Consider the following 16,064-nt stretch of genomic DNA (forward strand, 5'->3'; position numbering starts at 1 on the left):
GGCGCGGCGAGCGGGGCTTGCCCGGGCTTGCCTGAACCGGCGCCATGCCCCAGCGCGGCCGGCAGGCGCGCACGCCGCGCAGGGTCAGCCGCAATGCAGCGTCGCCACCACCGGGGTGTGGTCGGATGGCTGCTCCCAGGTGCGCGGCACCCGGTCGATCACGCACGCGCTGCACTGCTCGGTCAGCGCCGGCGACAGCAGGATATGGTCGATGCGCAGGCCGGCATTGCGCCGGAACGCCAGCATGCGGTAGTCCCACCACGAGAAGGCCTTCTCCGGCTGCTCGAACTTGCGGAACGCATCGGCCAGGCCGAGTTCGAGCAGCGCGGCAAAGGCGGCGCGCTCGGGCGGCGAGACCAGGTTCTGGCCTTCCCACTTGGCCGGGTCGTGCACGTCGCGGTCTTCCGGCGCGATATTGAAGTCGCCCAGCAGCGCCAGCCGCGGGTGGCGCGTCATTTCCTCGCGCAGCCACGCGGTCATCGCTTCGAGCCATTGCAGCTTGTAGGCGAACTTGTCCGAATCGGGCGACTGCCCGTTGGGGAAATAGGCGCAGACCAGGCGCAGGTCGCCATACGTCGCGGCGATCACGCGCTGCTGCGCGTCCTCGAAGCCGGGGATGTTGCGCACCACGTCGACGGGGCCGGGCATGCTTGCGTCGCGCGCCAGGATGGCGACGCCGTTGTACGTTTTCTGGCCGGTGTAGACGCTGTGGAAGCCGGCGTTTTCCAGTTCGGCCAGCGGGTACTTGTCGTCGGGCAGCTTCAGTTCCTGCAGGCACAGCGCGTCGATCGGCGCGCCGGCCTGGTCCTGCTCGGCCAGCCACTGCAGCACCTGCGGCAGGCGCACCTTCAGCGAATTGACGTTCCAGCTGGCAATGCGCAGCGGGCCCTGGCCCGGCAGTCCCAGCGCGCTCATGCGGCCATCCCGCCGTGGCGCAGCAGCGCGTCGATCTGCGGCGCGCGGCCGCGGAACGCCACGAACGAGTCCATCGCCGGGCGGCTGCCGCCCACCGACAGGATCTCGCGCTGGTAGCGCGCGCCGGTTTCGCTGTCGAGGACCGTGCCCGACAGCTGCGCGGCCTCTTCGAACGCCGCGTAGACGTCGGCCGACAGCACCTCGGCCCACTTGTAGCTGTAATAGCCCGCCGCATAGCCGCCGGCGAAGATATGGCTGAAGGTGTTAGGCCAGCGCGACAGCGGATGCTGCGGCACCACGTGCACGCGGTCGTTGATCTGGCGCGACAGCTCCAGCACCGAGGTGGCGCCGGCCGGGTCGAAGTCGGTATGCAGGTGCATGTCGAACGACGAGAACACGATCTGGCGCAGCGTCATCATGCCGTTCTGGAAGTTCTTGGCCGCCAGCATGCGGTCGAACAGCGCGCGCGGCAGCGGCTCGCCGGTGTCGACATGCTGCGTCATGCCGGTCAGCACTTCGTACTCCCAGCAGAAGTTCTCCATGAACTGCGACGGCAGTTCCACCGCGTCCCACTCCACGCCGTTGATGCCCGACACGCCGAGTTCGCCCACCTGCGTCAGCATGTGGTGCAGGCCGTGGCCGAACTCGTGGAACAGGGTGATGACCTCATCGTGCGTGAACAGCGCGGGCTTGTCGCCGACCGGCGCCGAGAAGTTGCAGGTCAGGTAGGCCACGGGGGTCTGCACGCCGCCATGCTCGAGCACCTTGCGCCCGCGGGCGTCGTCCATCCACGCGCCGCCGCGCTTGCCTTCGCGCGCGTACAGGTCGATGTAGAACTGGGCCAGCAGCGTGCCATCGGGGGTGCTGACGCGGAAGAAGCGCGCGTCGGGGTGCCAGGTCTGCGCCTGCTCGGGCTGGATGCTCACCGAGAACAGCTTCTGCACCACGCCGAACAGGCCCTCCAGCACCTTGGCTTCCGGGAAATACTGCTTGACCTCGTGTTCGGAGAACGCATAGCGCTGCTGGCGCAGCTTCTCCGAGGCATAGGCCACGTCCCATGGCGCCAGTTCCGGCAGGCCCAGCTCGGCCGCGGCGAAGGCCTTCAGCTCGGCCCAGTCCTGCTCGGCGTAGGGGCGCGCCTTGACCGCCAGTTCGTCGAGGAACTTGAGCACCTCGGCCGGCGACTCGGCCATCTTCGGCACCAGCGAGACTTCGCCATAGCACTGGTAGCCGAGCATCTGCGCCTCTTCGCGGCGCAGGGCCAGCTGCTCGCGCATATTGGCGGTGTTGTCCCAGTCGGGCTGGCCCTGGCCGTGCTGCGGCCCAAGCTCGGATGCGCGCGTGACGTTGGCCTCGTACAGGGTCTGGCGCAGCGCGCGGTCGTCCGCGTACTGCAGCACGGGGAAGTAGGAGGGGAAGTGCAGCGTGAACTTCCAGCCGGCCTTGCCATCCTTTTCCGCGGCGTGGCGGGCGGCTTCACGGGCATCGTCGGGCAGGCCGGACAGGCGCGCCTCGTCCTCGATGACCAGCGCGTAGGCGTTGGTGGCGTCGAGCACGTGGTCGGAGAAGGCCTTGGACAGCTGGGCCTGCTGCTCCTGGATCTCGGCAAAGCGCGGCTTCTTGTCCTCGGGCAGTTCGGCGCCGCCGAGGCGGAAGCCGCGCAGCTCGTTCTCGATCAGCTGGTGGCGCGCCGCGCTCATGCCGGCGAACTCGGGGCTGGCCGCCAGCGCCTTGTATTTCTCATACAGCGCCAGGCTCTGGCCCAGCGACGACCAGAACTCGGTCATGCGCGGCAGGTTCTCGGCATGCGCCTGGCGCAGCTCGGGCGTATCGGCGACGGCGCTGAGGTGGCTGACCACGCCCCAGGCGCGGCCCAGCGGCTCGGTGGCGGCTTCCAGCGCCTGCACGGCGTTGGCCCAGTCGGCGGGCGTGGCGGGATCCTCGGCGCGGGCGACGGCCTGTTGCGCGCGTTCCAGCAGCACGTCGAGGGCGGGGCTGATGTGCTCCGGCCGGATCTCGGCAAAGCGGGGCAGGTCGGAAAAGTCCAGCAGCGGATTGGTAGCGTTGGCGGCGTGGTCCATGGCGTGGTCTCGGTTGGCTGCGCGGTTGGCTGGTCCTGGTCAGGCAATATTCCCGCAGATGGGGCCGGGGCGGTGGATTTTCCAGTGCCCCGGGTGGCGCATCGGGCGCCGGCGGCAAGCCCGGGAGGTCAGCCCGCGGCGCGCTCGGCGGCTTCCAGCGTGTTGATCAGCAGCATGGTGATGGTCATGGGCCCGACCCCGCCCGGTACCGGCGTGATGTAGCCGGCGACTTCGCGCACGCCGGCGAAGTCTACATCGCCGCACAGCTTGCCGTGGTCATCGCGGTTCATGCCGACATCGATCACCACCGCGCCGGGCTTGACCATGTCGGCCGTGATCAGGTTGCGCTTGCCGACCGCGGCCACCACCACGTCGGCGTCACGGGTGTGGGCGCCGATATCGCGGGTCTTGCTGTTGCAGATGGTGACGGTGGCGCCGGCCTGCAGCAGCAGCATCGCCATCGGCTTGCCGACGATATTGGAGGCGCCCACCACCACGGCGCGCGCGCCGCGCAGCGGATACTGGATCGATTCCAGCATCTTCATGCAGCCGTAGGGCGTGCACGGGCGGAACAGCGGGGCGCCGGTCATCAGCGCGCCAGCGTTGGCCACGTGGAAGCCGTCGACGTCCTTTTCCGGGGCGATTGCTTCGAGCACCTTGTGGCTGTCGATGTGCTTCGGCAGCGGCAGCTGCACCAGGATGCCGTGGATGCGGGGATCGCGGTTGAGGGCGTCGATGCGGGCCAGCAGGTCGGCCTCGGACAGGTCGGCCGGATAGCGGTCCAGCGACGAATGGAAGCCGTTGTCCTCGCAGGCCTTGACCTTGTTGCGCACATAGACCTGGCTGGCCGGGTCTTCGCCCACCAGCACCACGGCCAGGCCGGGCTGGTGGCCGCGTTCGGTCAGGCGGGCGGCGCGCTGGGCGGCTTCGGAGCGGATTTGCTTGGCAAGGGCGTTGCCGTCGATCAGTTGGGCAGGCATGGGAGGCAGGACGGGGTGATGGCGAGAAGGTGACGGCGCCGGCCAGCGCAGGCGCGCGGCAGGGCCAAAGGCGGAATTATAAGGGTTGCGCGGGCCCTGTCGCACGGAGCTTGACCGCCGGCAGCCATCGCGCTGGCCAGGTACTGGTAGCATCGGCCGCATGCCTACCGCGCTTGCCTCGACGCTATCCGATCCGCTGCTGGTGCTGCTGTCCGTGTGCGGGCTGCTGTGGGCGCTGACGCGCCGGCCCTGGCGGCTGCTGCGCCGCGATGCGCTGCAGAATGCCTGGCTGGGCGCGATGCTGCTGGTGGCGCTGCTGTGGACGGTGCGCGCGACGCTGGCAGGCGGCATGGTGATCCAGCTGCTCGGCGCCACGCTGATGGTGACGCTGTTCGGGCTGCCGCTGGCGCTGCTGTCGCTGTTCGCCGCGGACGTGGTCTCGCTGCTGGGGCTGGAGTACCTGGCCGGGCACGGCTGGAGCCAGTTCGACTGGGCCGCGCTATGGGTGCGCTATGTGTGGCTGGCGCTGCTGCCGGCGCTGCTCTCGGCGGGCCTGCAGGCGGCGATGCGGCGCCTGCTGCCGCGCCATCCGTTCGTATTCATCCTGGGGCACGGGTATTTCACCGCCGGCCTGGCCGCGCTTGGGGCCGGGACGGCGCAGGCGGCCTGGCGCTACCTGGCCATGCCGGGACAGCCACTGAGCCTTGCCGACACCTTGCTCGGGGCCGTGATCCTCGCCTTCGGCGAAGCCTTCCTCACCGGCATGCTGGTCGCAGTGCTTGTGGTCTATCGGCCACAGTGGGTGGTGACCTTCCGCGACGAGGATTACCTCGGGCGTTGAGCTGTGGGCGGCAGGGCGTGGGGAAGTGGCGTGGGGAAGTGGCGCAGGGGGGCGCAGGTGCGGCCCACGGCCGCACCGTGCAAGCGGGCGCCAGCCGCTCAGCTGTTGCGCGACAGCGCCAGGCGCAGCAGGTCGGCGACGGTGTTGACGTTGAGCTTTTCCATGATGTTGGCGCGGTGCGCCTCCACGGTCTTGATGGAAATGCCCAGGTCGTCGGCGATCTGCTTGTTCAGGCGGCCGGCCACGATGCGCTCCAGCACCTGCTGCTCGCGCGTGGTCAGCTTGCCCAGCAGGTCCTTGGCGGCGCGCTGTTCGCGCGCGGTGGAGTGGTCGGTGCGGGCCTTCTGCAGCATGCGCTCGACCAGCGCGCGCAGCTCGGACTCGTCGAAGGGCTTTTCGATAAAGTCGATGGCGCCGCGCTTCATCGTCGATACCGCCATCGGCACGTCGCCGTGGCCGGTGATGAAGACGATCGGAATGTCGATCTGCTCGGCCAGCATGCGCTCCTGCAGCTCGGGCCCGCTCATGCCGGGCATGCGCACGTCCAGGATCAGGCAGGACACCTGGCTGGCGTCGTAGGCGGCGAGGAACTGCTCGGCGCTGGTAAAGCTGCGCACCTGATAGCCATTGCCCTCCAGCAGCCAGGTCAGCGAGTCGCGCATGGCTTCATCGTCGTCGACGATGAACACGGTCTCGCCGCGGTGGGGCGTGGGGTTTGGCGTTGCGGTCATGTAGTCTCCTCGGGACAACAATTCATTGCTGCGAAGTGTAACCGGCAGCGGCCCCCTGTGGCGAGACAGGCCCCCCACGTCGGAGGGGGAGCGGCGCCGCCGGCGCGAGGCATCCGATGATGCGCAAGGGTGCGCGTGGCCCGCGCGCGCGGGCTCTGCTTATTCGGCCACGGCTTCGGCGGGCGCCGCCTGCAGCGGCAGCATGATCTTGAATGTACAACCGATGCCGTCGACATTGTTCTCGACCCACAGCCGGCCCTGGTGCGACTCGATGATCGAGCGGCAGATGTTCAGCCCCATGCCCATGCCGTCGGACTTGGTGCTGAAGAAGGGCTCGAACAGCCGCTCCTTGGTGGCCTCGTCGACGCCCGGGCCCTGGTCGATCACGTCGATATGGACGTTGTCGCCGATCTCGCCTGGCTCGACCCGCGCGTGCAGCCGCACCACGCCGCCGGCGCGCATCGCCGGCAGCCCGGCCATGGCCTCGACCGCGTTCTTGAGCAGGTTCACCAGCACCTGTTCGATCAGCACCGGATCGACATAGACCGTCAGCGGCGGCGCCGGCAGCCGGGTCAGGATGGTGACGCGGCGGCGCGTGGCTTCCAGGTCGGCCAGGCCCACGGCGTCGGCGACGATGTCGTGCAGCGCGGCCTCGCGCCGCTGCGGTTGGCTGCGCTTCACGAAGCCGCGGATGCGGCTGATGATGGTGCCGGCCCGCACCGCCTGCGCCGAGGTCTTCTCCAGCACCGGGATCAGGTCCTCGGGCGTGCTGCGGCCCGAATGCAGCCTCGCCACCGCGCCCATGCAGTAGTTGTTGATCGCGGCCAGCGGCTGGTTCAGCTCGTGCGCCAGCGACGACGCCATCTCGCCCATGGTGGTCAGGCGGCTGGTGAACTGCAACCGTTCTTCATGCTGGCGCGCCATTTCCTCGGCGGCCTTGCGCACGGTGATGTCGGTGGCGATCTGCATCTGCGCCAGGTGGCCGTCGACCCACTGGATATAGCGGCGGCGCACTTCGAACCATTTCTGCATGTCGGGCACGAACACCTCGCGCGCATCGGAAGCGTATGGCATCAGCTCCGAGGCCGGCAGGCCGGCATAGGCATCGACATAGTCGGTGTTGTCGCTGGAAACCTGGTCCTTGTCGAGCTCGTCGCCGGCCAGCTTGACGTGGCCCTCGGCCTCCCAGCCGAACAGCTGGCGGTAGTAGCGGTTGGCGAACAGCAGTTCGGCCTTGTCGGTGGCCAGCACCGACACCGCGGCGTCCAGGCTTTCCAGCACGGTGGTGAAGCGGTCGTGCGCGGCGGCCAGTTCCTCGCGCGCGCGCTTGGGCTCGGTGATGTCCGTCATCGAGCTCATCCAGCCGGTATGGCGGCCGCGGCTGTCGACCAGCGGCGACACGTACATGCGGGCGTAGAAGCTGCTGCCGTCGCGGCGCATCACGCGCATCTCGTAGCCGCCGGCGGGCGACTTGCCCTGCAGCGTCAGGTCGATCTGCTTCTGCATCTCCTGCTGGTCGTTGGGCGGCCAGTAGGGGAAGGGCGGCAGGCGCCCGACCAGGTCGTTCTCCTGCCAGCCGGTCATGCGGCAGAAGGCCGGATTGACGTAGGTGATGCGGCCGTTCAGGTCGAGCGCGCGCAGGCCGATCAGCATCGAGTTTTCCATCGCGCGCCGGAACGAGGTCTCGGCCAGCAGCGCACGCTGCGCCTCGGAGCGGCGGCTGGTGTGCCGCCACATGCTCCACAGGCTCCACAGCAGGAAGCAGGACAACCCCACCACCAGCCACAGCAGCATGTTGTTGGGCAGGTTCGATGCCGGTGGGTAGGCGTCGGCGCGCAGCGACAGCGAATGGCCCGGCGGGTCGAGCAGCACCTCATACGACAGCGCGTTGCCCGGCACCGGCCGCAGCGAGGTGCTGGCACGGGTCTGGTTGTTCTTGTCGATCAGCGAGAAGCGGTAGCGCTCGGTCAGCTCGGGCGGCAGCAGGTGGGTCAGGATGCCGTTGATCGAATACAGCGCGCCCAGCGTGCCGAGGAACTCGTTGTCGCGCACGATCGGGACTTCCATCAGCATGAAGCTGTCGCCGCGTTCGTTGACCAGCGGTCGCGAGTAGACCACGCGCTGGGTCTCGCGCGCGGCGTCGAAGGTGTCGAGCACTTCGGGCTCGAGCGGCTGGTCCTGGTTTTCGCGCAGGCGGCTGGCGAATTCGGACGTCGACGGCAGCGACCAGCGGCCCCGCTTGGTGGCGTCGAGCCAGTTGATGAAGACGATCTCGGGGTTCTCGCGCAGGATTTCCTGCGCCGCGGTGCGGTAGGCACCCTGCTCCAGCTGCGCGGCGGCGATGTCGCGCGCGAGCGAGGCCAACTGGTCCTGGTTGCTCAGCAGCGACAGGCGCACGCGCTGCTGCGCCCACGCCGCGTCGCGGTACAGCGCGTCGCGCTGCTGCTGGCGTTCGGTCTCGTGCAGCGACCACAGGATCACGCCCATCGCCACGGTGAAGAGCACAATGGCAACCAGCGGGATGAACATGAACCAGCTGGTGGCGACCAGGTTGCGCCAGCGCAGCCACCACAGGCCGCGCGGCGGCGCCACCGGGACGCCGTCGTCCGGTCCCAGCGCTTCGATCGGCCCCAGGCCGGCCGCCGGAGAAGGCGCATGCGGGACCTGCGCGGACTCGCCGCCGGCGGCCTTGGCTGTACCCAACGCATCGGAGGGAAGCATGGCGGCACGCAGGCTGCGGAAAAGACGGTCGAGGCGGTTGAAAAACGGCATGGGAGGGATTGACGGCTGACCGACCAGTGTACCGAGATTATTGCGGTGCGTCGCTTGGGGAAAGCGCCAATGAAATCCCGGCGCCGCGTGCCGGCGCTGGCAGGATGGAGGCACGGGGCATGCGGCTCGGGCTGTGATTCTTGGTGCGCTGCCGCATAATTCCACATTATAAAAAACGATATCGCAATTTGAAAATTTCCCTTGTGCTCGCCATTGGGCTTCCATAGAATCGGTCCGACCCAAGAATGCGGGCGGTAGCCATGCGCCTGCCGCGCGGAGAAACCGGAACAGGTTTCCCGGCGGCGGCCCCGATGCAAGGCGGCAATGGCGCCGATCTCCGCAAGTCGGTGCGAGTCATACGTTGAGTCGTGTCCGGCGCTGCCAGCGCGGACGCGGAAGCCAAGAATTCACCCAGGAGACAGTCATGTCCGCCGTACCAGAGCAGATCCTCGGCGCCTCGAGCGCCAACGACGCCGATCCCCAGGAAACCCATGAATGGCTCGACGCCCTGCAGGGCGTGCTGGCCGCGGAAGGCCCGGCGCGTGCCGCCTTCCTGATCGACAAGCAGATCGAATACGCACGCGTGAACGGCGTGACCCAGCCGTTCCACGCCGAGACGCAATACATCAACACCATCCCGGTCGAGCAGCAGGCCCGCATCCCCGGCGACCAGGACATCGAGCACCGGATCCGCTCGTACACCCGCTGGAACGCCATGGCGATGGTGCTGCGCGCCAACAAGCACACCAATGTCGGCGGCCATATCTCGTCGTTTGCCTCGGCGGCCACGCTGTACGACGTCGGCTACAACCACTTCTGGCGCGCGCCGTCAGAGCAGAGCGGCGGCGACCTGGTCTTCGTGCAGGGCCACTCGGCGCCGGGCGTGTACTCGCGCGCCTTCCTGCTCGGTCGCCTGACGCCCGACCAACTCGATAACTTCCGCCAGGAAGTCGACGGCAAGGGCATCTCGTCGTACCCGCACCCGTGGCTGATGCCGGACTTCTGGCAGTTCCCGACGGTGTCGATGGGCCTGGGCCCGATCATGGCCATCTACCAGGCCCGCTTCATGAAGTACCTGGACAGCCGCGGCCTGGCCAAGGCCGGCGACCGCAAGGTCTGGGCCTTCCTGGGCGACGGCGAGACCGACGAGCCGGAATCGCTGGGCGCGATCGGCATGGCCGGCCGCGAAAAGCTCGACAACCTGGTCTTCGTCATCAACTGCAATCTGCAGCGCCTGGACGGCCCGGTGCGCGGCAACGGCAAGATCATCCAGGAACTGGAGTCCGAGTTCCGCGGCGCCGGCTGGAACGTGATCAAGGTGGTGTGGGGCAGCAAGTGGGACGCGCTGCTGGCGCGCGACACCAAGGGCCTGCTGATGAAGCGCATGATGGAATGCGTGGACGGCGAGTACCAGACCATGAAGGCCAAGGACGGCGCCTACGTGCGCGAGCACTTCTTCAACACGCCCGAGCTCAAGGCCATGGTCGCCGACTGGTCCGACGAGGACATCTGGCGCCTGAACCGCGGTGGCCACGACCCGCACAAGATCTACGCCGCCTACAAGGCCGCCAGCGAGCACAAGGGCCAGCCCACGCTGATCCTGGCCAAGACCATCAAGGGCTATGGCATGGGCGACGCCGGCCAGGCCATGAACGTCGCGCACCAGCAGAAGAAGATGCCGGTCGACGCGATCCGCAAGTTCCGCGACCAGTTCAACATCCCGGTCGCCGACGACAAGCTGGAAGAAGTGCCGTACATCACCTTCGAGGAAGGCTCGAAGGAACTGGAATACATGCGCCAGGCGCGCATGAACCTGGGCGGCTACCTGCCGGCGCGCCGCCAGAAGGCCGAAGCGCTGCAGGTGCCCGAGCTGAAGGCGTTCGAAGCGCTGCTCAAGGCCACCGGCGAAGGCCGCGAAGTGTCCACCACCATGGCCTTCGTGCGGATCCTGAACACGCTGCTGAAGGACAAGCAGATCGGCAAGCACGTGGTGCCCATCGTCCCGGACGAGTCGCGCACCTTCGGCATGGAAGGCCTGTTCCGCCAGGTCGGCATCTGGAACCAGGAAGGCCAGAAATACGTGCCGGAAGACCATGACCAGCTGATGTTCTACAAGGAATCGCAGACTGGCCAGGTGCTGCAGGAAGGCATCAACGAAGCCGGCGCCATGTGCGACTGGATCGCTGCCGCGACGTCGTACTCGACCCACGGCGTGCAGATGATCCCGTTCTACATCTACTACTCGATGTTCGGCATCCAGCGTATCGGCGACCTGTGCTGGGCCGCCGCCGACATGCGCTCGCGCGGCTTCCTGCTGGGCGGCACCGCCGGCCGCACCACGCTGAACGGCGAAGGGCTGCAGCATGAAGACGGCCATTCGCACGTGTTCCACGCCGTCATCCCGAACTGCATCTCGTACGACCCGACCTTCCAGTACGAACTGGCGGTGATCATGCAGGACGGCCTGCGCCGCATGTATGCCGAACAGGAAGACGTCTACTACTACCTGACGGTGATGAACGAGAACTACGAGCACCCGGAAATGCCGGCTGGCGTAGAGCAGGACATCGTCAAGGGCATGTACCAGTTCCGCAAGGGCGTCGAGAACAGCAACGCGCCGCGCGTGCAGCTGCTGGGCTCGGGCACGATCTTCCGCGAGGTGATCGCCGCGGCCGAGCTGCTGAAGAAGGACTGGGGCGTCGAATCCGACCTGTGGGGCTGCCCGAGCTTCACCGAGCTGGCGCGCGACGGCCAGGCCGCCGAGCGCTACAACCTGCTGCATCCGGCCGAGACCCAGCGCGAAGCCTTTGTCACGCAGAAGCTGAAGTCGGCGCGCGGCCCGGTGATTGCCTCGACCGACTACGTGCGCACCTTCGCCGAGCAGATCCGTCCGTACGTGCCGCGCCGCTACGTGGTGCTGGGCACCGACGGCTTCGGCCGCTCGGACACGCGCGAGAAGCTGCGCCACTTCTTCGAAGTGGACCGCTACTGGGTCACGCTGGCCGCGCTCAAGGCGCTGGCCGACGAAGGCGCGATCGGCCGCGACAAGGTCGCCGAGGCCATCAAGAAGTACAACCTCGACCCGAACAAGCCCAACCCGATGTCGGTCTGATCCGGCAGCCTGCACCCACCCCCGCAGTACGGCAACGCCGTGCCGCGGGCGCCCCGGCACAGTCCCGATGGCGCCTTGCGGCATGGCGGCGTGACAGAAGCGGGCGGCGAAGGTAATCTCGCCGCTTGCGGATGTCGCGCGTGCCGGCCTGCTCAGGAGACACTGAATGAGTCAAGCAATTGAAATCAAGGTGCCGGATATCGGCGACTATGACGCCGTCCCCGTCATCGAAGTGCATGTGAAACCCGGCGACAGCATCAACGCGGAAGACGCGCTGGTGACGCTGGAATCGGACAAGGCCACCATGGACGTGCCCTCGCCGCAGGCCGGCGTGGTCAAGGACGTCCGCATCAAGGTGGGCGACAACGTGTCCGAAGGCTCGGTGCTGGTGATGCTCGAAGCGGCGAACGAGGCCTCCGCGGCACCGTCCGCCGCCGCGCCCGCTCCGGCGCCTGCCGCCGCGGCACCTGCGCCCGCTCCCGCGCCGGCAGCTGCTCCCGCGGCTGCGCCTGCTGCCGGCGGTGGCGGCACAGTCGAGGTCAAGGTGCCCGATATCGGCGACTACGATGCCGTGCCGGTCATCGAAGTCCACGTCAAGCCGGGCGACACCATCAACGCGGAAGACGCGCTGGTGACGCTGGAATCCGACAAGGCAACCATGGACGTGCCGTCGCCGCAGGGCGGCGTGGTCAAGGAAGTCAAGGTCAAGGTTGGCGACAATGTGTCCGAAGGCACGCTGCTGCTGATCCTGGAAGGCGCCGCCGGCGCGGCCGCCGCACCGGCTCCGGCTGCCGCGGCGGCCCCGGCCCCGGCCCCGGCCGCAGCCAGCGCGCCCGTCCCGGCCCCCGCGCCCACGGCTGCCCCCGCGCCGGCAGCAGCGCCCGCCGCCGCGCCGGCAGTCGCTGGCGTAAGCGGCAAGGCCGCCCATGCCAGCCCCTCGGTGCGCAAGTTCGCGCGCGAGCTGGGCGTCGACGTGTCGCGCGTGGCCGGCACCGGCCCCAAGGGCCGCATCACCCAGCAGGACGTGCAGAGCTACGTCAAGGGCGTGATGACCGGCCAGGCCGCCGCGCCGGCCCAGGCCGCCGCGGCTGGCGGCGGCGGTGGCGAGCTTGGCCTGCTGCCGTGGCCGAAGGTCGATTTCACCCGCTTCGGCGAGGTCGAAAGCAAGGCCCTGTCGCGCATCAAGAAGATTTCCGGCGCCAACCTGCACCGCAACTGGGTCATGATCCCGCACGTCACCAACCATGACGAAGCGGACATCACCGAGCTGGAAGCCTTCCGCGTGCAGCTGAACAAGGAAAACGAGAAGTCCGGCATCAAGGTGACCATGCTGGCCTTCATGATCAAGGCCACGGTCGCGGCGCTGAAGAAGTTCCCCAACTTCAATGCCTCGCTCGATGGCGACAACCTGGTGCTGAAGAAATACTTCAACATCGGTTTTGCCGCCGACACCCCGAACGGCCTGGTCGTGCCGGTGATCAAGGACGCCGACAAGAAGGGCGTGCTCGAGATCAGCCAGGAAATGAGCGAGCTGGCCAAGCTGGCGCGCGACGGCAAGCTCAAGCCGGACCAGATGCAGGGCGGCTGCTTCTCGATCTCGTCGCTGGGCGGCCTGGGCGGTACGTACTTCACGCCGATCATCAATGCGCCGGAAGTGGCCATCATGGGCGTGTGCAAGTCGTTCCAGAAACCGGTGTGGGACGGCAAGCAGTTCGTGCCGCGCCTGACGCTGCCGCTGTCGCTGTCGTGGGACCACCGCGTCATCGACGGTGCCGAGGCCGCGCGCTTCAACACGTACTTTGCGCAATTGCTGGCGGACTTCCGCCGTATCCTGCTCTAACTCGGCAGCGCGCACCGGCATTGCCGGTGTGCGCCCAAGCCTGACGATAGGAGCGAGCCATGACTACCTGTGTTGTCGTCAAGAAGGGTGCCGAGGTGGCGATCGCGGCGGACGCGCTGGTCACCTTCGGCGATACGCGGCTGTCGCGCGCGTATGAGCGCAACCAGAAGGTCTTCCCGGTCGGCGACGGCTTTATCGCGCTGGCCGGGACGACCGCGCACTTTCCGGTCATGCGCACGCTGCTGGCGGGCCTGGGCGAGGAATGCAGGCTGGGCTCGCGCGACGACGTGTTCCGCACCTTCCTGAAGGTGCACGAGAAGCTGAAGACGGACTACTTCGTCAACACCAAGGAAGACGATGACGATCCCTACGAGTCGTCGCAGATCGTATGCCTGATCGCCAATCCGGCGGGCATCTTCGGCGTCTACTCGTATCGCGAGGTGTTTTCGTTCGACCGCTTCTGGGGCATCGGCTCGGGCCGCAACTACGCGCTGGGCGCGATGCACGCGGTCTATGACCGGCCGGACCTCGGCGCGGGCGAGATCGCGCGCATCGGTGTCGATGCCGGCGTGGAGTTCGACAAGAGTTCGTCGGGACCGATCGAGATGCACACGGTGCGGCTGCACCAGGAAGACGCCGCGGCGGCACTCGCCGACGATGCCGCGGCCGGCGACGCAGCAACCAACAACGACGGCGCGCCCTGAAGCCGAGAGGCCGGCGCGCATAGAGGAGCAAATATGAGTGTGATCGAAGTCAAGGTGCCGGATATCGGCGATTTCGACGCGGTGGAAGTGATCGAGGTGCTGGTCAAGGCCGGCGACACGGTCGAGGTGGAGCAGTCCCTGATCGTGCTGGAATCCGACAAGGCCAGCATGGACGTGCCGTCGTCGGCCGCCGGCAAGGTGGTCGACGTCAAGGTCAAGGTGGGCGACAAGGTGGGCCAGGGCGCGGTGATCTGCACCATCGAGGCCCAGGCTGGAGCAGCCGCCGCGCCTGCCCCGGCCCCGGCCCCGGCACCCGCGCAGGCCCCTGCGCCCGCGCCCGCCGCAGCGCCTGCCCCGGCGGCCGCCAGCCATGCCGGCGGTGCCGATATCCAGTGCGAGATGCTGGTGCTGGGTGCCGGCCCTGGCGGCTACTCGGCCGCCTTCCGCGCCGCCGACCTGGGCATGAACACCGTGCTGGTGGAACGCTACAGCACGCTCGGCGGCGTCTGCCTGAACGTGGGCTGCATCCCGTCCAAGGCGCTGCTGCACAACGCCGCGGTGATCGACGAAGCCAAGGCGCTGGCCGCCCACGGCATCCTGTTCGGCGAAGCCAAGATCGACCTGGACGGCCTGCGCCACTACAAGAACCAGGTGGTGGGCAAGCTGACCGGCGGCCTGGCCGGCATGGCCAAGGCGCGCAAGGTTCAGGTGGTGCGCGGCATCGGCAACTTCCTCGATCCGCACCACATGGAAGTGGAACTGACCGAGGGCGAGGGCAAGCGCAGCACCGGCAAGAAGACCGTGATCCGCTTCGAGAAGGCCATCATCGCCGCAGGCAGCCAGGCGGTGAAGCTGCCCTTCATCCCGGAAGACCCGCGCATCGTCGATTCGACCGGCGCGCTGGAGCTGCCGGAAGTGCCCAACAAGATGCTGGTCATCGGCGGCGGCATTATCGGCCTGGAAATGGCGACGGTGTACAGCACGCTGGGTGCCGACATCGATATCGTAGAAATGCTGCCGGGGCTGATGAACGGCGCCGACCGCGACCTGGTCAAGGTCTGGGAAAAGAAGAACAAGGACCGCTTCGGCAAGGTCATGCTGAACACCAAGACGGTCGCGGTGGAAGCCAAGCCGGACGGCATCTACGTCAGCTTCGAGGGCGAGCAGGCGCCGGCCGAGCCGCAGCGCTATGACCTGGTGCTGGTGTCTGTGGGCCGCTCGCCCAACGGCAAGCGCATCAGCGCCGAGAAGGCCGGCGTTGCCGTGACCGACCGCGGCTTTATCGACGTCGACAAGCAGATGCGCACCAACGTGCCGCACATCTACGCGATCGGCGATATCGTCGGCCAGCCGATGCTGGCGCACAAGGCCGTGCACGAAGCCCACGTGGCGGCCGAGGCCGCGCATGGCGAGAAGGCCTTCTTCGATGCCAAGCAGATCCCGTCGGTGGCCTTTACCGATCCGGAAGTGGCCTGGGCCGGCCTGACCGAGGACGAGTGCAAGGCGCAGGGCATCAAGTACAGCAAGGGCGTATTCCCGTGGGCCGCTTCGGGCCGCGCCATCGCCAACGGCCGCGACGAGGGCTTCACCAAGCTGATCTTCGACGAGGAAACGCACCGCGTGATCGGCGGCGGCATCGTCGGCACGCACGCCGGCGACCTGATCAGCGAAGTGTGCCTGGCGATCGAGATGGGCGCCGACGCGGTGGATATCGGCAAGACCATCCATCCGCACCCGACGCTGGGCGAGTCGATCGGCATGGCGGCCGAGATCTACGAAGGCACTTGCACCGACGTGCCGCCGCCGCGCAAGCGTTGAGGCGCTGTCCGCTGCGATGACAAGGCCCGCCTTGATGGCGGGCTTTGTTTTGCACGGTTTCGCAATTAACCGCCTTAACTTGTCCACGCCAATGCATGGCGGCTTGCAGCGACAGGGGAAAAGGGCGCGGGGAAAGGCTGGCTGAGGCGAGATCAAAAAAAAACCCGACCTGTAGAGGTCGGGTTTAACGATACCTTTGGACAAGGAGACCGCGGTACCGAGGAGACATCGGCAGACAAGGCAGCGCCGGGCCGGTCGGTCATGGCACTC

10 protein-coding genes are annotated in these 16,064 nt (G+C 67.7%); 5 read left to right on the forward strand and 5 right to left on the reverse strand.

Annotated elements, in window-relative coordinates:
* Positions 1-84: 84 nt before the first annotated feature.
* The 3 genes from xth to folD all read right to left on the reverse strand — a co-directional run bounded on the left by xth (position 85) and on the right by folD (position 3,976).
* Positions 85-915 (reverse strand): exodeoxyribonuclease III, encoded by an 831-nt coding sequence (gene xth, locus CBM2588_RS07590; RefSeq protein WP_172583570.1) that lies wholly within the window; start codon positions 913-915, stop codon positions 85-87.
* On the reverse strand, positions 912-2,996 hold the full coding sequence (locus CBM2588_RS07595) for a M3 family metallopeptidase (protein ID WP_115680007.1): 2,085 nt from the start codon (positions 2,994-2,996) through the stop codon (positions 912-914). Before CBM2588_RS07595 ends, xth begins: the two co-directional genes overlap by 4 nt.
* Positions 2,997-3,124: 128 nt before the next feature.
* Positions 3,125-3,976, reverse strand: coding sequence for a bifunctional methylenetetrahydrofolate dehydrogenase/methenyltetrahydrofolate cyclohydrolase FolD (folD, locus tag CBM2588_RS07600; protein WP_115680008.1), 852 nt, complete (start codon positions 3,974-3,976; stop codon positions 3,125-3,127).
* 160 nt (positions 3,977-4,136) lie between these two features.
* Here folD and CBM2588_RS07605 point away from each other — a divergent pair, with 160 nt between their 5' ends.
* Positions 4,137-4,817, forward strand: coding sequence for a hypothetical protein (locus tag CBM2588_RS07605; RefSeq protein WP_115680009.1), 681 nt, complete (start codon positions 4,137-4,139; stop codon positions 4,815-4,817).
* A 98-nt stretch (positions 4,818-4,915) separates the two neighbouring features.
* Here CBM2588_RS07605 and CBM2588_RS07610 read toward each other — a convergent pair whose 3' ends face one another.
* Positions 4,916-5,548: a response regulator transcription factor gene (locus CBM2588_RS07610; protein ID WP_012352577.1), complete on the reverse strand. Its 633-nt coding sequence runs from the start codon at positions 5,546-5,548 to the stop codon at positions 4,916-4,918.
* 159 nt (positions 5,549-5,707) lie between these two features.
* Entirely contained in the window at positions 5,708-8,320 is a 2,613-nt protein-coding gene (locus CBM2588_RS07615; protein WP_115680010.1) for a PAS domain S-box protein, read from the reverse strand.
* Positions 8,321-8,744: 424 nt separating this feature from the next.
* Between CBM2588_RS07615 and aceE the strand changes: the two genes are divergently transcribed.
* From aceE to lpdA, 4 genes are all read left to right on the forward strand, one after another.
* Entirely contained in the window at positions 8,745-11,432 is a 2,688-nt protein-coding gene (gene aceE, locus CBM2588_RS07620) for a pyruvate dehydrogenase (acetyl-transferring), homodimeric type (protein WP_111519763.1), read from the forward strand.
* A gap of 166 nt (positions 11,433-11,598) precedes the next feature.
* Positions 11,599-13,272: a dihydrolipoyllysine-residue acetyltransferase gene (aceF, locus tag CBM2588_RS07625; RefSeq protein WP_115680011.1), complete on the forward strand. Its 1,674-nt coding sequence runs from the start codon at positions 11,599-11,601 to the stop codon at positions 13,270-13,272.
* Positions 13,273-13,331: 59 nt separating this feature from the next.
* Positions 13,332-13,976 carry an MFS transporter gene (locus tag CBM2588_RS07630; protein WP_115680012.1) on the forward strand — a complete coding sequence of 215 codons (645 nt, stop codon included), beginning with the start codon at positions 13,332-13,334 and terminating at the stop codon, positions 13,974-13,976.
* A 33-nt stretch (positions 13,977-14,009) separates the two neighbouring features.
* Complete coding sequence (gene lpdA / locus CBM2588_RS07635) at positions 14,010-15,794, forward strand: dihydrolipoyl dehydrogenase (RefSeq protein WP_115680013.1); 1,785 nt, start codon at positions 14,010-14,012, stop codon at positions 15,792-15,794.
* The last annotated feature ends 270 nt before the right edge of the window (positions 15,795-16,064 follow it).

The organism is Cupriavidus taiwanensis (assembly GCF_900250075.1).
GTDB classification, from domain to species: Bacteria; Pseudomonadota; Gammaproteobacteria; order Burkholderiales; family Burkholderiaceae; genus Cupriavidus; species Cupriavidus taiwanensis_C.

Bases quoted from the DNA above. Each gene is read 5' to 3' on its own strand.
- xth (WP_172583570.1), bottom strand. From the start codon at position 915: ATGAGCGCGCTGGGACTGCCGGGCCAGGGCCCGCTGCGCATTGCCAGC.
- CBM2588_RS07595 (WP_115680007.1), bottom strand. From the start codon at position 2,996: ATGGACCACGCCGCCAACGCTACCAATCCGCTGCTGGACTTTTCCGAC.
- folD (WP_115680008.1), bottom strand. From the start codon at position 3,976: ATGCCTGCCCAACTGATCGACGGCAACGCCCTTGCCAAGCAAATCCGC.
- CBM2588_RS07605 (WP_115680009.1), top strand. From the start codon at position 4,137: ATGCCTACCGCGCTTGCCTCGACGCTATCCGATCCGCTGCTGGTGCTG.
- CBM2588_RS07610 (WP_012352577.1), bottom strand. From the start codon at position 5,548: ATGACCGCAACGCCAAACCCCACGCCCCACCGCGGCGAGACCGTGTTC.
- CBM2588_RS07615 (WP_115680010.1), bottom strand. From the start codon at position 8,320: ATGCCGTTTTTCAACCGCCTCGACCGTCTTTTCCGCAGCCTGCGTGCC.
- aceE (WP_111519763.1), top strand. From the start codon at position 8,745: ATGTCCGCCGTACCAGAGCAGATCCTCGGCGCCTCGAGCGCCAACGAC.
- aceF (WP_115680011.1), top strand. From the start codon at position 11,599: ATGAGTCAAGCAATTGAAATCAAGGTGCCGGATATCGGCGACTATGAC.
- CBM2588_RS07630 (WP_115680012.1), top strand. From the start codon at position 13,332: ATGACTACCTGTGTTGTCGTCAAGAAGGGTGCCGAGGTGGCGATCGCG.
- lpdA (WP_115680013.1), top strand. From the start codon at position 14,010: ATGAGTGTGATCGAAGTCAAGGTGCCGGATATCGGCGATTTCGACGCG.